14 protein-coding genes are annotated in these 17415 nt (G+C 66.5%); 6 read left to right on the top strand and 8 right to left on the bottom strand.

Annotated elements, in window-relative coordinates; all coding sequences use genetic code 11:
• From D7X96_RS09545 to D7X96_RS09560, 4 genes are all read left to right on the top strand, one after another.
• Positions 1-1188, top strand: coding sequence for an efflux RND transporter periplasmic adaptor subunit (locus D7X96_RS09545; protein WP_208647290.1), 1188 nt, complete (start codon positions 1-3; stop codon positions 1186-1188).
• Positions 1185-4301, top strand: coding sequence for an efflux RND transporter permease subunit (locus D7X96_RS09550; protein WP_120547667.1), 3117 nt, complete (start codon positions 1185-1187; stop codon positions 4299-4301). Before D7X96_RS09545 ends, D7X96_RS09550 begins: the two co-directional genes overlap by 4 nt.
• Before the next feature lie 59 nt (positions 4302-4360).
• Positions 4361-4879, top strand: coding sequence for a hypothetical protein (locus D7X96_RS09555; protein ID WP_121769543.1), 519 nt, complete (start codon positions 4361-4363; stop codon positions 4877-4879).
• A 118-nt stretch (positions 4880-4997) separates the two neighbouring features.
• Entirely contained in the window at positions 4998-5456 is a 459-nt protein-coding gene (locus D7X96_RS09560) for a DUF2267 domain-containing protein (protein ID WP_121722795.1), read from the top strand.
• Positions 5457-5462: 6 nt separating this feature from the next.
• On the opposite strand, the gene D7X96_RS09565 is transcribed toward D7X96_RS09560, so the two are convergent.
• The 7 genes from D7X96_RS09565 to D7X96_RS09595 all read right to left on the bottom strand — a co-directional run bounded on the left by D7X96_RS09565 (position 5463) and on the right by D7X96_RS09595 (position 15641).
• The gene (locus D7X96_RS09565) at positions 5463-6227 is read right to left on the bottom strand and encodes a DUF5953 family protein (RefSeq protein ID WP_121769544.1); all 765 of its coding nucleotides are present in this window, start codon (positions 6225-6227) and stop codon (positions 5463-5465) included.
• A 1-nt stretch (position 6228) separates the two neighbouring features.
• Complete coding sequence (locus tag D7X96_RS09570; RefSeq protein ID WP_121769545.1) at positions 6229-7143, bottom strand: DUF6310 domain-containing protein; 915 nt, start codon at positions 7141-7143, stop codon at positions 6229-6231.
• Between the two features lie 50 nt (positions 7144-7193).
• On the bottom strand, positions 7194-8714 hold the full coding sequence (locus D7X96_RS09575) for a class I SAM-dependent DNA methyltransferase (RefSeq protein WP_121769546.1): 1521 nt from the start codon (positions 8712-8714) through the stop codon (positions 7194-7196).
• Positions 8711-10285 carry a restriction endonuclease subunit S gene (locus tag D7X96_RS09580; protein WP_121769547.1) on the bottom strand — a complete coding sequence of 525 codons (1575 nt, stop codon included), beginning with the start codon at positions 10283-10285 and terminating at the stop codon, positions 8711-8713. Before D7X96_RS09580 ends, D7X96_RS09575 begins: the two co-directional genes overlap by 4 nt.
• A complete protein-coding gene (locus tag D7X96_RS09585) occupies positions 10282-13188 on the bottom strand; it encodes a type I restriction endonuclease subunit R (protein WP_121769548.1) in 2907 nt (968 codons plus the stop codon). The genes D7X96_RS09580 and D7X96_RS09585 overlap by 4 nt, the downstream gene beginning before the upstream one ends.
• Before the next feature lie 124 nt (positions 13189-13312).
• Positions 13313-14134 (bottom strand): SDR family NAD(P)-dependent oxidoreductase, encoded by an 822-nt coding sequence (locus D7X96_RS09590; RefSeq protein ID WP_208647291.1) that lies wholly within the window; start codon positions 14132-14134, stop codon positions 13313-13315.
• Positions 14127-15641 (bottom strand): flavin-containing monooxygenase, encoded by a 1515-nt coding sequence (locus D7X96_RS09595; protein ID WP_121722794.1) that lies wholly within the window; start codon positions 15639-15641, stop codon positions 14127-14129. Before D7X96_RS09595 ends, D7X96_RS09590 begins: the two co-directional genes overlap by 8 nt.
• Before the next feature lie 102 nt (positions 15642-15743).
• On the opposite strand from D7X96_RS09595, the gene D7X96_RS09600 reads away from it, so the two are divergent.
• Positions 15744-16340, top strand: coding sequence for a TetR/AcrR family transcriptional regulator (locus D7X96_RS09600; RefSeq protein ID WP_120547663.1), 597 nt, complete (start codon positions 15744-15746; stop codon positions 16338-16340).
• Positions 16341-16347: 7 nt separating this feature from the next.
• On the opposite strand, the gene D7X96_RS09605 is transcribed toward D7X96_RS09600, so the two are convergent.
• On the bottom strand, positions 16348-16752 hold the full coding sequence (locus tag D7X96_RS09605) for a GFA family protein (RefSeq protein ID WP_120547662.1): 405 nt from the start codon (positions 16750-16752) through the stop codon (positions 16348-16350).
• A gap of 63 nt (positions 16753-16815) precedes the next feature.
• On the opposite strand from D7X96_RS09605, the gene D7X96_RS09610 reads away from it, so the two are divergent.
• Positions 16816-17406 carry an ATP-dependent Clp protease proteolytic subunit gene (locus D7X96_RS09610; RefSeq protein ID WP_121722791.1) on the top strand — a complete coding sequence of 197 codons (591 nt, stop codon included), beginning with the start codon at positions 16816-16818 and terminating at the stop codon, positions 17404-17406.
• Positions 17407-17415: the final 9 nt, after the last annotated feature.

A 17415-nucleotide genomic window follows, 5' to 3' on the forward strand; every position in this document is an offset into this window, starting at 1 on the left:
ATGCAACGCACTGGAGTGCTGGCCCTGTCGCTGGCCATGCTGTCCCTGGCCCCTGGCTGCAAGAAGGACGCGCCCGCGCAGGGCGGCAAGGGCGCGGGCCGGGGTCCCACCCAGTTCCCCGTGGAGGTCGCGGCCGTGGAGGCGCGCGACGTGGAGTACGCGGTCAGCGCCGTGGGCGCGGTGGAGGCCTTCGAGAGCGTGCAGATCACCGCGCGCGTGCCGGGCGCGCTGGAGAAGGTGTCCTTCGCGGAAGGGCAGGCCGTGAAGAAGGGCGACACGCTCGCGGAGATTGAACCCGCGAGATACGCCATCGCCGTGCGCGCCGCGGAGGCCGCGCTGCAGAAGGCCCAGGCCGCGCTGGTGGAGGCCAAGGCCGGCGCCCAGCGCCGCGCGGAGGTCAACGCGCAGAGCCCGGGCCTCCTGCCCGCCGAACAGCTGGAGACGTACCAGGCCCGCGCCGCCACCGCCCAGGCGGACGTGGCCGCCGCGAAGGCCGCGTTGGATCAGGCGCAGCTCAACCAGCGCGACGCCTACGTGCGCGCGCCCATGGACGGCATCCTCCAGACGCGCACCGTGCAGACGGGCCAGTACGTGCAGCCGGGCGTGGTGCTGGCCACGCTGCTGCGCCGCGAACCGCTGCTGCTGCGCTTCAACGTGCCCGCGGCGGACGTGACGCGGATCCAGCCGGGGATGCCCGCGCGCTTCACGGTGCGCTCGGACGGCGGGCAGTACGAGGCGAAGATCACCTACGTGTCCGCGAGCGCGGACACGCAGAGCCGCATGGTGGCGGTGACCGCGGAGGTGACGGGCGACGCCGCGCAGAAGCTGCGGCCGGGCGCCTTCGCCACGGTGAGCGTGCCGGTGGGGTCGCGCGGGGACAGCCCGGTGATTCCGCAGACGGCCATCCGCCCCAGCGAGCGCGGCTTCCTGGCGTTCGTGGTGACGGACAACAAGGCGCGCGAGCGCATCCTGGAGCTGGGGCTGCGCACGCCGGACGGGCGGGTGGAGGTGAAGGAGGGTCTCAAGCCCGGTGAGACGCTGGTGGTGCGCGGCGCGGAGGCCCTGCGCGACGGGGTGGCCGTGCGCATCGAGCAGGAGCGCCCGAAGCCGAAGGTGGTGGGCGAGCAGCCCCCGGCCGAGGCCCGCGGTGAGCCGAACGCGAAGACGGGCGCGGAGGGCCGTCCATGAGCATCACCGACGTCTGCATCAAGAAGCCGGTGTTCGCCTGGATGATCATGGCGGCGACCATCATCTTCGGACTGGTGGCGGCCCAGCGCATCGGCATCAGCCAGTTCCCGGACGTGGACTTCCCCACCATCAACATCTCCGTGTCGTGGGAGGGCGCCAACCCGGAGGCGGTGGAGTCGGACGTCGTCGAGTTCATTGAAGAAGCCGTGACGCAGGTGGAGGGCGTCAAGAGCATCACGTCCTCCGCGCGCCAGGGCAGCGCCAACATCACGGTGGAGCTGGACCTGTCGCGCAACGTGGACCTGGCGCTGCAGGACGTGCAGACCAAGGTGAGCCAGGCCCAGCGCCGGCTGCCGCTGGACATCGATCCGCCCGTCGTCTCCAAGTCCAACCCGGAGGACCAGCCCATCATGTGGCTGGGCGTGGCCGGGCCGTTCTCCCAGCAGGTGGTGAGCGACTTCGCGCGCTACCGCGTGAAGGAGCGCCTGCAGACGGTGCCGGGCGTGGGCGAGGTCATCCTGGGCGGCCTGCTGGAGCGCAACGTGCGCATCTGGGTGGACGCGCAGAAGCTGGACGCGCACGGGCTCACCGTGACGGACCTCATCGCCGCGCTCCAGCGCGAGCACGTGGAGCTGCCCGCAGGCCGCATCGAGACGCAGGGGCGCGAGGTCAACGTCCGCTTCATGGGCGAGGCGCTGGACCTGGAGACGCTGGCGAACGTGGCGGTGCGCGAGGAGAACGGGCGCACGGTGTACCTGCACGACGTGGCCATCGTGGAGGACGGCTTCGAGGACGAGCGCCGCCTGGCGCGCGTGAACGGCGAGCCGGCCCAGGCCATGGGCATCAAGAAGCAGCGCGGCGCCAACGCGGTGGCGGTGGCCCAGGCGGTGCGCGAGCAGCTGGCGCAGCTCCAGAAGGAGCTGCCCGAGGGCATGAGCGCGAGCATCAACTTCGACTCGACGCAGTTCATCGAGGAGAGCGTGCACGAGATTGAGTTCGAGCTGTTGCTCGCGTGCATCCTCACCGCGTTCGTGTGCTGGGTGTTCCTGGGTTCGCTTTCCAGCACGCTCAACGTCGTGCTCGCCATCCCCATGTCGCTGTTGGGGACGGTGGCGGTCATCTACTTCCTGGGCTTCACGCTCAACACGTTCACGCTGCTGGGCCTGGCTTTGGCGGTGGGCATCGTGGTGGACGACGCCATCATGGTGCTGGAGAACATCTTCCGGCACGCGGAGGAGGGGAAGGACCGGGTGAGCGCCGCGCGGGAAGGCACGGCGGAGATCACCTTCGCGGCGCTGGCGGCGACGCTGGCGGTGGTGGCCATCTTCCTGCCCGTCGTCTTCATGAAGGGCATCATCGGCCGGTTCTTCCTCCAGTTCGGCGTCACGCTGTGCGTGGCGGTGCTCCTGTCCTACGTGGAGGCCATCACCCTGGCGCCCGCGAGATGCGCGCAGCTGCTCAAGACGTCGCGCGAGCACCGCAGCCGCATTGGCGTGGTGGTGGACAAGGCCTTCTCCAAGCTGGAGGCGCTGTACGCGCGAGCGCTGGGCTGGGGGCTGGTGCGGCCCTGGCGCGTGCTGCTGGCGGCGGTGGCGATGCTCATCCTGAGCGCGTTCGCGTTCAAGGCGCTGCCGGGCGAGTTCGTCCCTTCGCAGGACCAGGGCCGCATGTCCGTGCGCCTGCAGACGGCGGTGGGCAGCAGCCTGCAGGAGACCAACCGCCTCTTCAAGCGCGCGGAGGCGTTCGTCGCCAGCCGTCCGGAGGTGACGCGCGTGTTCGTGGTGGTGGGCGGTGGCGGCAGCGGGTCCGCGGTGAACTCCGGCAACATGAACCTGACGCTGGTGCCGACGGACCAGCGCATGCCGCAGGCGGAGTTCGCGCAGGTGCTGCGCAAGGAGCTCAACAGCTACCCGGGCCTGCGCGCGGTGGTGCAGGACCTGTCCCAGGCGGGCTTCACCGCGCAGCGCGGCTTCCCGGTGGAGTTCAGCGTGCGCGGGTCGGACTGGGACAAGCTGGTGGAGGCGAGCCAGTCGCTGCGCGAGGAACTCCTGGCGTCCGGCAAGGTGGTGGACCTGGACACGGACTACCAGCTGGGCCAGCCGGAGCTGCGCATCACCCCGGACCGCGCCCGCGCGGCGGACCTGGGCGTGCCCATCCAGGCGGTGGCGTCCACGGTGAACGCGCTGGTGGGCGGCGTGCGCGTGGGCAAGTACAGCAGCGGCGGGCGGCGCATCGACGTGCGCATGCGGCTGCTGGCGAGCCAGCGCTCGCGGCCGGAGGACCTGTCGCTGTTGAAGGTCCGCACGGCGAACAACATGCTGGTGCCGCTGTCGTCGCTGGTGACGCAGGAGGAGCTGCCCGCGCTGCAGGCCATCACCCGCCGCGACCGTGAGCGCGCCATCAGCCTCTTCGCCAACGTGGCGCCGGGGTCCAATCAGGAGGAGGCGCTGGCCACGGTGGAGTCCCTGGGCAAGGACCTGCCCGGCGGCATCCGCGTGGTGGCGGGCGGCGCGAGCGTGGCGTTCCGCGACTCGATGAGCAGCCTCATCTTCGCGCTCTTCCTGGGCATCGCCGTCGCGTACATGGTGCTGGGCGCGCAGTTCAATTCGTTCCTGCACCCGGTGACGGTGCTGACGATTCTTCCCTTGTCGGTGGCGGGCGCGTCGTTCGCGCTGCTCGTCACGGGGCACACGCTGAACATCTTCAGCATGATTGGCCTGCTGCTGCTGATGGGCATCGTGAAGAAGAACTCCATCATCCTGGTGGACTACGCGCTCCAGCAGCGCGAGCAGGGCGCGGACGCGATGCAGGCCATGCTGCGCGCGGGCCCGGTGCGCCTGCGGCCCATCCTGATGACGTCCATGGCGACGATGATGGCCGCGGTGCCGGCGGCGCTGGCCCTGGGCGCGGGCAGCGAGACGCGCGCGCCCATGTCCGTCGCGGTGCTGGGCGGCCTGTCCGTGTCCACCGTCCTGAGCCTCCTGGTGGTGCCCGCGTTCTACGTCGTCGCGGACCGCATCAAGACGCGGCTGGGGAACCGGCTCAGCAAGGGGAAGGGCGGGGACGACTCGCACTCCGTCCCCGAGGAGCCCCGGCCGGTGCCGCACGGTTAGAAGGAGCCGGTCAGGTTCCTGGACGCCTGGCGTCCTTCCGCGCCACTCGGGAGGACGCCATGGGCGACCCACGCAATCCAAAGCGGGCGGAAGAGGCCTGGAACGCGGAACGCCTTCGTATCTCGGAGGCGGAGCTGCGGGCCCTGGCGCCGCTCGTCACCTTCTCCGGCGGCTGGGCCTGGCACTTCATGGCCCCACCGCACGAAGAGCTGAAGATCGATCACGACCACAAGGACGTGGACCTCTTCGTCGCGCCGGAGCGCTTCGCGGAGCTGGTGCAACTGCTCACCACGCGGGGCTTCGCGCGCATCTGGACGCGCTTCGACGCGACGTCCACGAACTTCTACCGGTACGCGAAGTACCTGGAGGGCGCGAAGGTCATCCTGGACGTGTTCGTCCGGAACGTGCCGTCCGTCCAGGTAGGCGAGCTGCGCGTCGTGGATCCCGCCACGCTGCTGACGTTCTATGGCGACATCCACAGCACGGATGACTGCGTGTCCGTGCTCGCGGCCCGGACGCTGCTCTCGCGGGGCATCAGCCCCATTGGACGCAAGGAGCTCGTCACCCGGCCCCGGTGACGGTGGCCCGGCCGCTCGCGCCCCCGGCGCCGCTGGACGATGCAGGGGCCCTGGCACATGCGCAGCGTCTCCGGAGCACGGTCCCGTGAAGGGGCCCTGAACCTTCGGAGACGCTGCCATGGCCTCGCAAGTTCCTCCCGACACCCACGCCGTCCCCGTGAAGGAGCGCGACGAATCGCTCGAACTCCAGCCGTTCCTGGATGAAATCCAGGGCGACGCGGTCATGCACACCCAGGGCCTGGAGGCCCGCGAGGCCGCGAGCGCGGTGTTCTGCTCGCTCGCCCGGCGGCTGTCGGACGGCGAGGACGTGAAGCTCTACCGCGCGCTGCCCGGAGGCATTGGCGCCATCCTGGGTGCCTGCTCGGTGCACCGGGGGCCCTCGCGCGCGAAGCGCATTGGTCGCGATGAGTTCATCACCGACGTGGCGGACCACCTGAACATCAAGCCCGACCAGGCCTTCCGCGTCGTCACCGCGGTGTTCACCGCCGTGCGAGACCGCATCCCCGAGGACGAGGTCGCCGCCGTGGCGTCGCAGCTGCCCGCCGACCTGGGTGACCTCTTCCGCAGACCTGTGTAAACGGGCTCAAGACGCCGCCCGTCCGCCGATTTCCGGAAAGCGCTCATAAGCCCGCTTGAGCGTGTCCAAGTGGGTGGGATTGTCCAGATCGAGAGGCTCCTCCGTGAGCTGCACGATCCACCCACCCGTCGCCGTGCGCCGTGCTCGCGAGAGCAGGTCGGCGTCACGCGACGGGTCGGGAAAGGCGATGGCCCGTGCGGCAGCGGTTGACCAGTAGTTCAGCCATCCCAGGTAACCAGGAATCTCGGGCGCGCGGAGTTCCCACGGGAGCTTGAGCGAGGGCAGCCCTTTCGGTGGGAGATGTGGCTCATCCTCCGGGTGGCGAAACTGATCCGCTACCGTCTCGGCCAATCCCTCCGGATTCACGTGCCCCCAGAACGCGCGAGCGCTGTCCCCTATGTCCTCCAACACCGCGGCCGCCGCCGCGATGCCGGTTGCGCTCCATGGCATGTCCGCATGGACTTCAAACAGTCCGAGGTTACCAGGTGAACTGCCCGCTGGGCGGGCCCATCCAGAGAGCGTCACGCGACTGCTCGCACTGCCGCCATCGCAGACGAGCGGAATTCCCGGCCCATCTTTTCTTCCCTGGGCCACCCACTCATCACGTTGCGGCAATGGGACGAGCAGCCCCGCGTTAGAGATCGTCCACTCCAGGCGCAATCCGGGGAACGCGCGTTCCATTCCATGAACAATGGCCAACGGGCGACTGTCGCCCCTGGTCGTCGCAGGGGCGTAGGCGATAAGGCTCAGGGACTCTGGCGTGGCTGTCATTTCAACACCAATTCATGACGACAACTCTGAGGGCGCTGTCTCGTTTGAGCAGGGCAGCTTTGTGCGCGGCACTGCGCACTGCGACCTTGAAGTCGAATCCGCAGGCCCTTGCGAGTTCGCGCTCGCTCTGCATCTTCGGCACCTGATCGTCGAGCACGATTCTGCGAAGGTCGGGCGGGTACGTATCAAAATTGTCGGTCTTGACCTCCCACAGCGAACGCGTAGCGAGTACCAGTCCGTCAAAGTTCTTCCCATTGACGAGCACATCCCAGCCAGGGAAGCTGTTGTTTGGAATGCTGTCCGCACAGTCGTTGTGTGGGTCATTGCCGCCCAGGTGTCGCACAGGGACTGGCCTGCACTCCGGGCGGCGCTCTCGCTCAAGTGAGTCGGGCGGTGCCGGCGGAAGCCAGTCCTGCCCCGCGGGTTCGGGCTTCTGTCTGGGAGGGCGCTGCGCTTCAGCCTCCCGGGACGCCACCCTCGTATCTCGCGAGGCCCCTGCTTCCTCCGGGTAGGGATGTCGTAGCTCATACGCATCCAGCTCTTCCTTGATGGCAGCGGCTACCACCACGACGCCAAGGACGATCACGGCGCCCACGACGATCTCAGGAGCCGCCAGGACACAGAAGCCGAGCCCCACGGCAGCGGCGCCAGCGGAGGCGACCGCGCAACGTCCCGTGGTGTCGTGAAACTCGACCCGGTCATGGTCGAGTTTCGGATAACACCTCTCAACTAGCACGGGCCAAGCCTGGGAGGCCTCGCGGACCACGCAATGGCCCCCGTCAGTCCAGGGCAATTTCGCCGCTCGCTGAAGGTTGGCGAGCCTTGGGCTCCGCCTTCCCCGCGCATGGGAAGGCGGAGTCGACGAAGCGCAGGCCGAGAGGAAAAGGAGGAGTGCGATGCACGCGCGGAAACGCATGACCACGACCTTTCAATCAGCCCAGGAGGCCGCAGGGCAGGGTGGACCGCTCAGACTCCACCGCCTGGTCTTGAGTGGCCCCCAGTTCCTCCGATACGCGAGAGGTCCGTCTGGATGGCTTCGAATTGCTCTAGTGCCGCACGCAGGTCGTCCACGATTTCTCCGGCGATGACATCCGGAGCAGGCAGGTTCGCGGAGTCCTCCAGCGACTCATCCTTGAGCCAGAAGATGTCCAGGCTCACCTTGTCCCGCTGGAGCAACTCCTCGTAGCTATATGAACGCCAGCGCCCCTCTGGAGACTTCTTCTCGGACCAGGTGGCCTTGCGCTGGTGCCGGTTCTCTGGCTGGTAGCAGGCAACGAACTCGTCCAGATCCGCTCGTTTCAGCGGGTTCGTCTTCAGCGTGAAATGCTTGTTTGTGCGCAGGTCGTAGACCCAGAGCTTCTCGGTCCACGGCTTCTCCCGGCCCGGCTTCTTCTCGAAGAAGAGCACGTTCGCCTTCACTCCCTGCGCGTAGAAGATGCCCGTCGGCAACCGCAGCAGGGTGTGCACGTCGCACTCGTGAAGCAGCTTGCGGCGGATCGTCTCTCCTGCTCCACCTTCGAAGAGCACGTTGTCGGGGACCACCACCGCCGCGCGCCCGTTCACCTCAAGCAGCGTCTTGATGTGCTGCACGAAGTTGAGCTGCTTGTTGCTTGTGGAGGCCCAGAAATCGTCTCGCACGACGGTGAGGGCCTCCTTCTCCTGCTCGCCCTCCTCGTTGATGACGGTGACGGAGGACTTGCGGCCGAAGGGTGGATTGGAGAGCGCGATCTTCCACCGCTTGCCCGGGTCGCTGCGGATGGCGTCATCCACGACGACAATCGGAGTCTCATCCCCACCAACGCCGTGGAGCAGCAGGTTCATCGTGCACAGGCGGGCGGGCGTATCGGCGATTTCCCACCCTCGAAGCGCCTCCAGCTTGAGGTGCTTTTTCTGATCCTTGTCGAGCTTGTTGTTGTTGGCGATGTAGTCATGGGCTGCGAGCAGGAAGCCTCCGGTGCCCACTGCTGGGTCAATGATGGTCTCCCCTGGCTTGGGCTGCACCACGTCCACGATGGCGCGGATCAATGCTCGTGGGGTGAAGTACTGCCCGGCGCCGGACTGGGAGGCCGTCTTCTCCAGAAGGCCCTCGTAGGCGTCACCCTTTACGTCGGCGTCGAGGCTCGACCACTGCTCGCGGTCCAGCAGGTCCACGATGAGGCGGCGCAGCTTGGCAGGGTCCTGGATCTTGTTCTGGGCCTTGCGGAAGACGAGTCCCAGAGTTCCTTTTGACTTGCCTAGCGTTTCCAGTAGGCGGCGGTAGTGGTTTTCAAGCGCGTCGCCTTCCTTGCTCATAAGGCTAGGCCAAGCAAAGGCACTTGGTACGGGAGAGGGACGGTTCCACGGAGCCTGGGTCTGCTCATGGGCCATTTTAAGAAAGAGCAGAAATGTAAGCTGCTCAATGTAGTCGCCGTACGAGAGTCCATCGTCTCGAAGGACATCGCAATAGTTCCAGAGCTTCTGGACAATCTGGGCCGAGTGGTTGCTCATCGGGCGGCCTTCATTTTCGGGGCGGTGATGATTTTCTGGGACTGGTCTTGCTTTGGCGTAGTTTTGCTTTTCATGTTGGCAGAGGTGCGCGCCAGAGGATCTATGGCTGGCTCATCTGTTCGCACTTGCGACACAAGATTGCCTGCGAATGCTTGGCGTAGCACTGTCTGTCGCAGTTGATTTGCGCGAGACACGTTTGTCTGAATAGACATGTTTCCTGATTTCGCTAGTGACATGCGGCTTTCTGCTTCCGCCATAATTCGCCGCTGCTCCTTTAGTGGGGGCAGCGCAATGACTAGTTCGCGAAGTTGTTCTAGGTTGAGGCCGGGCTTTCCAGCGCCATATGCACAATTCTCCAGGTAGCGCCGCCCGTTCGCTGGAGAAACAACCCAGGCGAAGAGAAATGCGCTAGTGTTAGTGTCTACGGGGCGTGCGAGTCCGACATGCTGGCTAACATACGCCTCTGGAATTGAGTTCGGAACCAGGGCTGACTTCGTGACATTTGCTCCAGTGATTGTGATAAGGAGATCACCACTGGCGACGCGGGTTCGTATGCCTTCCGCATTTGCGGGCGGGCTGACGCTAGCAACCGCATCCAGTTGGAGCATGTCTTTCTTGATGTCCTGTGCTCGGATGAAAAGGGGACCAGAATCTGAGTAGTGTTCCGCCCAGCCCCGCGAACCACTCGTCACGAAGGTGGTCAGTTGGTCAAGGCTTGCCCAAACCCATCCTTCGGGGAGATTAAAGAGCCCATTCGTCGAGGGCATTAAGGGCTCTGCGTATCTTTCTTTCCATTTATCGTTCTTGGGAGGCTTCCCAGTTGCTTTCATCTTCGCGAGTTGGTCGCTCTCCCAGTGAGCGCGCCGTTCTTTGAGGATTCGCGCGAGGAGCTTGTCAGCGGGCTCGTAGTCGCGGTTTTCGCGACGGGCGAGTTCGGCCTCGGTTGGAACGAGGTGCCCTTCACACGCGGCCTTCAGGACAGAGGCCTGGTAGCGCCTCAGTTGAAGCTGCACTCGCCTGAGGGCCTCGACTCCGGCTTCAATCCGGGCGAACTGCTTCTCCAATTCGGCAACGATTCGGTGCTGCTCTTGAAGTGGAGCTATAGGCACTTGCGCGGATTGCATGAATTCTTTCCGCACACGGAGGAGCCCTGCAGCTCCCTGCATCGCTGCTCGAGCGTCTCGCCGGAAAGACGACTGTAGAACGAAGTGCATGAGATATTTGGGATCCACCTCGCCCTTGCTGCGTAGCACGAAGAACTCAGTCGACCCTGCGCCACGCCCACCTTTGAGTTGAGTAGCAATCGCTACCTTCCCATTCTCCATGCAGGGTGTGACTTTGGCGAAGAGGACGTCGCCTTCTTGAAATAGCGTGTATCCCTTTTTAACCTCCGACCATGGGCGATGAGTGTTCGGCTGCATCCGCCCCGATTCTTCCTCTACCGCAGCCATCGGGACAAATGACACCAAGTCATGGTCTTGCGGAGGCTCCGAGAAGGAGTTGGGGTTGATGTCTGCGATTTCGGAGAGCGGCGCGCGTGACCACCCTGCCGGTAGTTTTTCGTGAGTCATGCCACCAATACCTCATTCAACTCTTCAATCAGTTCATCGAGCTTGCCCGCAAACACTTGGTGGACCCGACCGAGTCCTCCCTTTTGGTTGAAGGGCACGTCCTCAAAGTCGTCTCTATCAATCCTGAAGCTCGCGGCGACGTGGTCCTTGATGAGCACCAGCCACTGCCGTTGCTCGGCCGAGAACTTCCGTCCCCGGTTCTCCTGCTGGGCCAGCCAGTTCTGGAACCGTTCTTCCACCTGCTCCGTGAAGGGCACCAGTTGCCGGTCCTTGTGGAGCGCGAAGCGCACTAGCGACACGATGTCCGTGAGGAGCCGCTTGCCACCAGCGCCGCGCACCTTGGCTTTATCGAGCGTCTCATACGCCCGCCAGAGCGCTTCCGGCGTCCACGTCCGGGGTGGAGCCTTGATGTCTTCCGCCAGCGCCTTGATGTCCTTGAACGTGAGCCGCTTCGCGAACGGCTGTGAGTACAGCACCTGGATGGCCAGGATCTCGTCCTTGTGCTCTTCGATGTACTGCTCGAAAGACTGCACCAGTCCGCGCGCCTTCTCCGTCGCGGCGGCGTCGAAGCCCGCCCCGAGCACTGCGTCTACGCTGAGTGTGTCGATGGTTTGCTCGAAGGTGCGCTTGATGAAAGCGAGCTCGTTTCGCAAGTCCGGATTTGCCGCCAGTGGGCTCACCGCCGTCCGGATCGCCGCCTCCGCAGCCCGCGAGATCTGCGCCGCTGTCGGCTCCTCTCCGGGGAGCAGCTTGTTTGCCACTCGCGCTGCTTCGACATGCCGGTCCGGGTCGAGCGCCTCCACCATCCCGCCCACAAGCGCCTCCAGGGACTTGCCATGGGCCAACCTCGTGAGCCGCTCCTTCTCAGGCTTGCCGATCCGCTGATTCATCCGAGCTAGACGGCTGGCTAGCGAGGAGACGACATCCCGGTCCGTGCCGCCTGCCGCTACGACCTGAAGCAGCTTCTCGAAGGCCACGGCGGGGTTTTTCTCGAGCGGGCGGGTATCGACAAGGTCGCCCTCGCACATGCCCACGCAGTCCACGAGGATGAAGTGCGTCTTGGCGGGGGCGTCGGGAGTCACCGTCTGGAGGTCGCTCGAGTTGATGACGCGGACTCCGCGCCCCTTCATCTGCTCGAAGAAGTTACGGCTCTTCACCGTCCGCATGAACATCACGATTTCCAGCGGCTTGATGTCCGTGCCGGTGGCGACCATGTCCACCGTCACGGCGATGCGCGGGTAAAACGAGTTGCGGAACGAGGACAGCAGGTCCTCGGGCTTGATGCCGGTGGTCTTGTAGGTGACTTCTTCGACTTCCTTGCCGTCAGCCCCCCGCTTCGTCGTCACGAGGCGCGCGGTGCCAGAGCGGTAGGTAATCTTCTCGCAGAATGCGTTGCCCTTGCCGAACTCCTCCCGGAGGACACGGACGATGTCGTCCGCATGCGAGTCGTCCTTGGCGAAGATGAGCGTCTTGGGGACTTCCTTGCGGCCGGGAAAGATCTCCGTGAAGAGCCGGTCCTTGAAGGTGCGGATGACGGTGCGGATCTGATCCATCGCCACCACGTCTCGGTCGAGCTGCTTTGCGGAGTAGGTCAGGTCGTCATCGAGCTTCTGCCAACGGACGGCCCGCGACTCACGGTCCCGCTTGTCCACGAAAAGGCCCGCCTCCACTTTCGAGCCGCTCTCGGTGATGCGGGTGCGGATGCGATACACGTCGAAGGGCACGTTCACGCTGTCGGCGACCGCAGCTTCGTGGCCGTACTCCATGACAAGGTTCTGATGGAAGAATCCGAGCGTCTGCTTGGAAGGAGTCGCCGTCAGTCCGACCAGCGACGCGTCGAAGTACTCCAGCACCTGCCGCCACAGGTTGTAGATGGAGCGGTGGGCTTCATCGGTCCACAGGAAGTCGAAGAACTCGACGGGAATGTTCGGGTTGTAGGGGACCGGGATGGGCTGGGGGCTCAGGTCCGTGAGCGTGGCGAATGCGGAGAGCTCTTCGTCGTCATCCTTCAGCTCCTTGCCCGAGAGCATCGAGTAGACGCGCTGGATGGTCGCGATGCAGACCTTGGCCACCGGATCGAGCTTGTTCGAGGTGAGGTGCTGGACGTTGTACAGCTCATGGAACTTCCGTCCGTCGTCGGGGGTGACGTACTGCTGGAACTCCTTCAGCGTTTGTCGGCCAAGGTTGGCCCGATCCACGAGGAAGAGGACTCTCTTGGCGCCGCCAAACTTGATGAGCCGGTAGATGGAGCTGACCGCCGTGAAGGTCTTCCCGGAGCCGGTGGCCATCTGGATGAGGGCCCGCGGCTTGCCTGCGTACAGGGAGGCTTCGAGGTTGCGCACAGCCTTGAGCTGGGCGGGCCACAACCCCTTTGGGTCGAGGTCCGGCATCTGGCGGAGGCGTAGCCGTAACGTCGAAGGGAGGAGACTGCGCGCCGCGGGATGGCCTTTCTCCAGGGGGAGCAGCGGTGGTGGGTTCTGCTCCGGGTCGAGCCACTCCGCCAGTGTTTCGGGCTTGTGGAAGTGGAAGAGGCGGCGGCTGCGCGGCTCTGGATCCAGGCGATTGGTGAATTGCGTCTCCACGCCCGTGCTTTCATAGAGGAAGGGCAGTGGAGTGACGTGCGCGGGGAAGAGACGAGGCACGCCGCGCGCGTACTTCTCCGACTGCACCTCGATGCCGCTGAGGGGGGTGCCTTCTTTCTTGGCCTCGACGACGCCGGCCAGTTTCCCAGCGACATAGAGGGCGTAGTCGGCCGTTCCATGGCCTCGTTCCAAGGGGAACTCGCGGATGGCCACCCCAAGCCCGGCGGTGACGTTCATCTCCGCGAAGTCCTGGACAAGCCAACCCGCGCTCTGGAGCGCGGCATCGATGTTCTTACGAGCAGCAGCTTCGGGAGTAGCCATCGGGAGCCGATGATTGCTGAAAGCCGCAGTCACGGCGATCCCGAAGTCCTCCCTAGGGAATGCCGCGTCAGGCTTCGAGGTGGGGACTGCGCGCACATCGGGCGCGTGGGCGGCCGGGCCGGCTTCAGGCGCGCAGGCGCGGGCCGATCAGCTTCCAGTACGTCACGGGGAAGACGCGGGCGAGCATCGCCAGCGCCACGGCGTCCTTACCCACCAGGATGCGCTGCTCGCGGTTCTCCACGCCTTTCACGATGATGTCGCCCGCGACGTCGGCTGGGAGCCGCAGCATCTTCTGGAAGGACTTGCGACGGCGGGAGACCTCCTCGGCCGTTGCTCCGGTGGGGACCCGGGCGCTCGCGGCGATGGAGGTCGCGACGCCGCCCGGGTGCACCACCGTGACTCCCACCGTGGTGCCCTCCAGTTCGTGGCGCAGCCCTTCGGAGAAGCCTCGCACGGCGAACTTGCTGGCCGCGTAGGCCACCTGGCCCGGCGGGGCCACCAGGCCGAAGACGCTGGAGAGGTTCACCAGCCGCGCGTCGTCGCTCTTGCGGAGCAGGGGCAGGAAGGCGCGGCTCAGGCGCACCACGCCCCAGAAGTTGATGTTGAACAGCCACTCGAAGTCCTCGGCGCTCACCTGTTCGAAGGTGCCTCCGAGCGCCACGCCCGCGTTGTTGAAGAGCAGGTCGACCCCGGGATGCTCCGCCGTCACCTGCGCCGGGAAGGCCTCCACCGCGTCCTTGTCCGACACGTCGAGCCGGTGCCGGCTGATGCGCACCTCCGGCGCGCGCGCCAGGTCCGCGGTCTCCGCGAGCCCCGCCTCGTTCACGTCCGCCAGCGCGAGGTGACAGCCCTTGCGCGCCAGGCTGACCGCGATGGCCCGGCCGATGCCGCTCGCCGCGCCCGTGACGACCGCTGTCCTGCCTTGAAGCCGCATGTGCTCAGCCACGGGCCACCTCCGCAAGCAGCGCCCGCGGTGACTCGGGGCGCCGGAACTCCATCGCTTCGTCGTCCACGCGGCCGTAGCGCATCATCACCAGGTCGCGCACGTAGTTCTGGTACAGGCGCCACGGGGCGCGCGTGCCTTGTCTGGGCAGCGAGTCCAGCGCGCGCTGCACGTACCCGGAGCTGAAGTCGAGCACCGGCTCCGGCGTCATCGCCGGACCCGTCACCCGGGGCACGCATTGCGTGTAGCCGTGCTGCTTCATGTGGTTGAGCAGCCGGCAGGTGTACTCGGCCACCAGGTCGCACTTCAGGGTCCACGACGCGTTGGTGTACCCGAAGGCCGCGACGAGGTTGGGCACGTCGCTGAACATCATTCCCTTGTACGCCAGCGTCCGCGCCAGCTGGATGGGATTGCCGTCCACGCTCAGCGCCAGGCCGCTGAGGATCTTCACGTTCAGCCCCGTGGCGGTGACGATGACGTCCGCGTCCACGTGCGCGCCCGAGCGCAGCTTCAGGCCCGTCTCGGTGAAGGACTCGATGTGGTCCGTCACCATGGAGGCGCGCCCCTCGCGGAGGGCGCGGAAGAGGTCGCCGTCCGGGGCCACGCACAGCCGTTCGTCCCACGGGTTGTAGCGGGGCGCGAAGTGCGTATCGACGTCGTACGTCTTGCCGAGCGCGCGCCGTACGCCCAGGCGCAGGAGCCACTTGAACAGTCCCGGCCGGCTGCGCGCGAGACCGTAGAGGAGCATGCCGCGCAGGACGTTCTTCCAGCGTGAGACCGCGTAGGCCGCGCGCCGGGGGAGGACGCGCCGCAACGCCCGGGCGACGCTGTCCTCGGCCGGTTGATCCGCGATGTACGTGGGCGAGCGCTGCAACATCGTGACGTGCGCGGCGCGCTCCGCCATCGCGGGGACCAGCGTCACCGCCGTGGCGCCGCTGCCGATGACGACCACGCGCTTGCCGCCGTAGTCCAGGTCCTCGGGCCAGTGCTGCGGGTGCACGACGCGGCCCTGGAAGCGCTCCGTGCCGGGCCACGTGGGCGTGTAGCCGCTCGCGTAGTCGTAGTAGCCGGTGCAGGCGTAGAGGAAGCCGCACGTCATGCGGAGCGGGGCGCGCTCCGGGCCCACCTCCACGTCCACGGTCCAGCGCGAGTGCTCCGAGGACCACTCGGCCCGCGTCACGCGGTGGTGGTAGCGGATCCGCTGATCAATCCCGTACTCCGCCGCGGTCTCCTCGATGTACGCCTTGATGGACGCCCCATCCGCGATGGCCTTGCCCCCCAGCCACGGCCGGAACCGGTAGCCCAGCGTGTACATGTCCGAGTCCGAGCGGATGCCCGGGTAGCGGAACAAATCCCACGTGCCACCCATGGCCCCGCGCCCCTCCAGGATGGCGTAGCTCAGGGTGGGGCAGCGCGTCTGCAGGTGGTACGCGGCGCCAATGCCCGACAGGCCCGCGCCGATGATCAACACGTCGACGTGCGAGGGGGGCTCGGCGGAGGACAGCGGCATCACGGGACTCCTCGTGGTACAGGAAGGTACCCAGCCCATGCGTCTGTTGATGAGAGGTAGCAGCGGCATCTGGTACCGTCAAGTACCAGCCCGAGGACCCGCATGACGTCCCCCTCCGAGCAAGCAGGAGAGTCCCCCCGGGAGCGGCTCGTGGCGGGCCTGGCGCAGGCCATCGTGGAGGTGGGCTACGCGCGGCTGACCATCGCGGACATCGTCCGGCACGCGCGCGTGTCGAAGCGCACGTTCTACGAGCACTTCGAGGACAAGGAGGCGTGCCTGCTGGCGCTCTACGCGGCGCAGAGCGCGCGGCTGCTCAAGGAGATTGAAGCGGCCATCCAGCACGCGCCGCCCGGGGAGATGCGGGCCAGCATCGGCGCGGCCGTGTACCTGTCCAGCCTCCAGAGCCGGCCGGGGCTCGTGCGGACGCTGCTCGTGGAGATACTGCACGTGGGGCCCAAGGGCATCGAGCTGCGCCGCCAGGTGATGCGCGGCTTCGCGGAGCTGATGCGGCGCGAGTTCGACGCGGCGGGCTCCGGGGCCGCGCTGTCGCCCGCCATCGCCATGGCGCTCGTGGGCGGCATCAACGAGCTCATCCTGGAAGCCGCGGAGGAGGACCGCGTGGACCGGCTGTCGGAGCTGGCCGGTCCGGTGGCGGCGTTCGTGCGGGGACTGATGGATGCACGGCCTCCCGCGAAGTGAACGGCGCTCAGTCCATGTGCTCCATCGGGATGCCCCGGGGCACGGCCCAGGCATGACTCCGTTCTTCCCAGACGGAGAAGACGGGGGCGGGGAACTTCGGATCCGCGAAGGTGCCCACGGTGATGGCGATGACGTCCGGGTCGTTCGAGAGCGCGTAGTAGACCGTCGAGCCGCACTCCGGACAGAAGTGGAAGTGGGCGGCGGTGCCGCTCTCATCGCCCTTGCGGGTGAACGTCGTGGAGCGGCCCTCGATGAGGGTGATGTCCTCGCGCCGGAAGCGGGCCTGCACGCCGAACACGCTGCCGGTGCGCTGCTGGCAGGCGAGGCAGTGGCACATGGAGATCCGGATGGGTTCTCCCCTGCACTCCACCCGGAGCTGACCGCAGGTACACGATGCTCGACGCTGGGACACGGGAGGCCTCCTGGAAGAGGAGGGCAGTGTGTCACCATCGCCGCACCTTGCCGAGAGGACGCAATGCCCTGGTGGAACCCCTTCCGGAAGACCGGCGCGAAGGACGCACGCGAGCCCGCCAACACCTCGCAAGCGATTCATGAGCGCTTGCTCCGGGACCGGATTGTCATGATCGGGGTGCCCATCGACGACGAGGTGGCCAGCCTCGCTGTCGCGCAGTTGCTCTTCCTCGAGAGCGAGAGCCCCACGCAGGAGATCCGCCTCTTCATCAACTCACCCGGCGGCTCGGTGACGGCGACGTTCGCCATCTGCGACACGGTGGAGTACGTGAAGTCGCCGGTCGCCACCATCTGCGTTGGCGAGTGCTCCGGGTCGGCCGCGCTGCTCATGGCGCTGGGCGCGAAGGGCCAGCGGTTCGCCATGAGGGAGAGCCAATTCATGCTCACGCCCCTGACTGGCGGCGCGGGCACGACGCCTGAGTCAAGGCCCATCATCGAACGCATGCGCCACGACCTCATCACGCGCCTGGCACGCGCCACCGGTCAGCCCGCGGAGCAGGTGCGGCGGGATTGCGAGGCGAAGCGGACCCTGAGCGCCGAGGAGGCGGTGCGCTACGGGCTGGTGGACCAGCTCATGGACCGGCGGCCGGCCTGACGCCGAAGG

The organism is Corallococcus interemptor (assembly GCF_003668875.1).
GTDB classification, from domain to species: Bacteria; Myxococcota; Myxococcia; order Myxococcales; family Myxococcaceae; genus Corallococcus; species Corallococcus interemptor.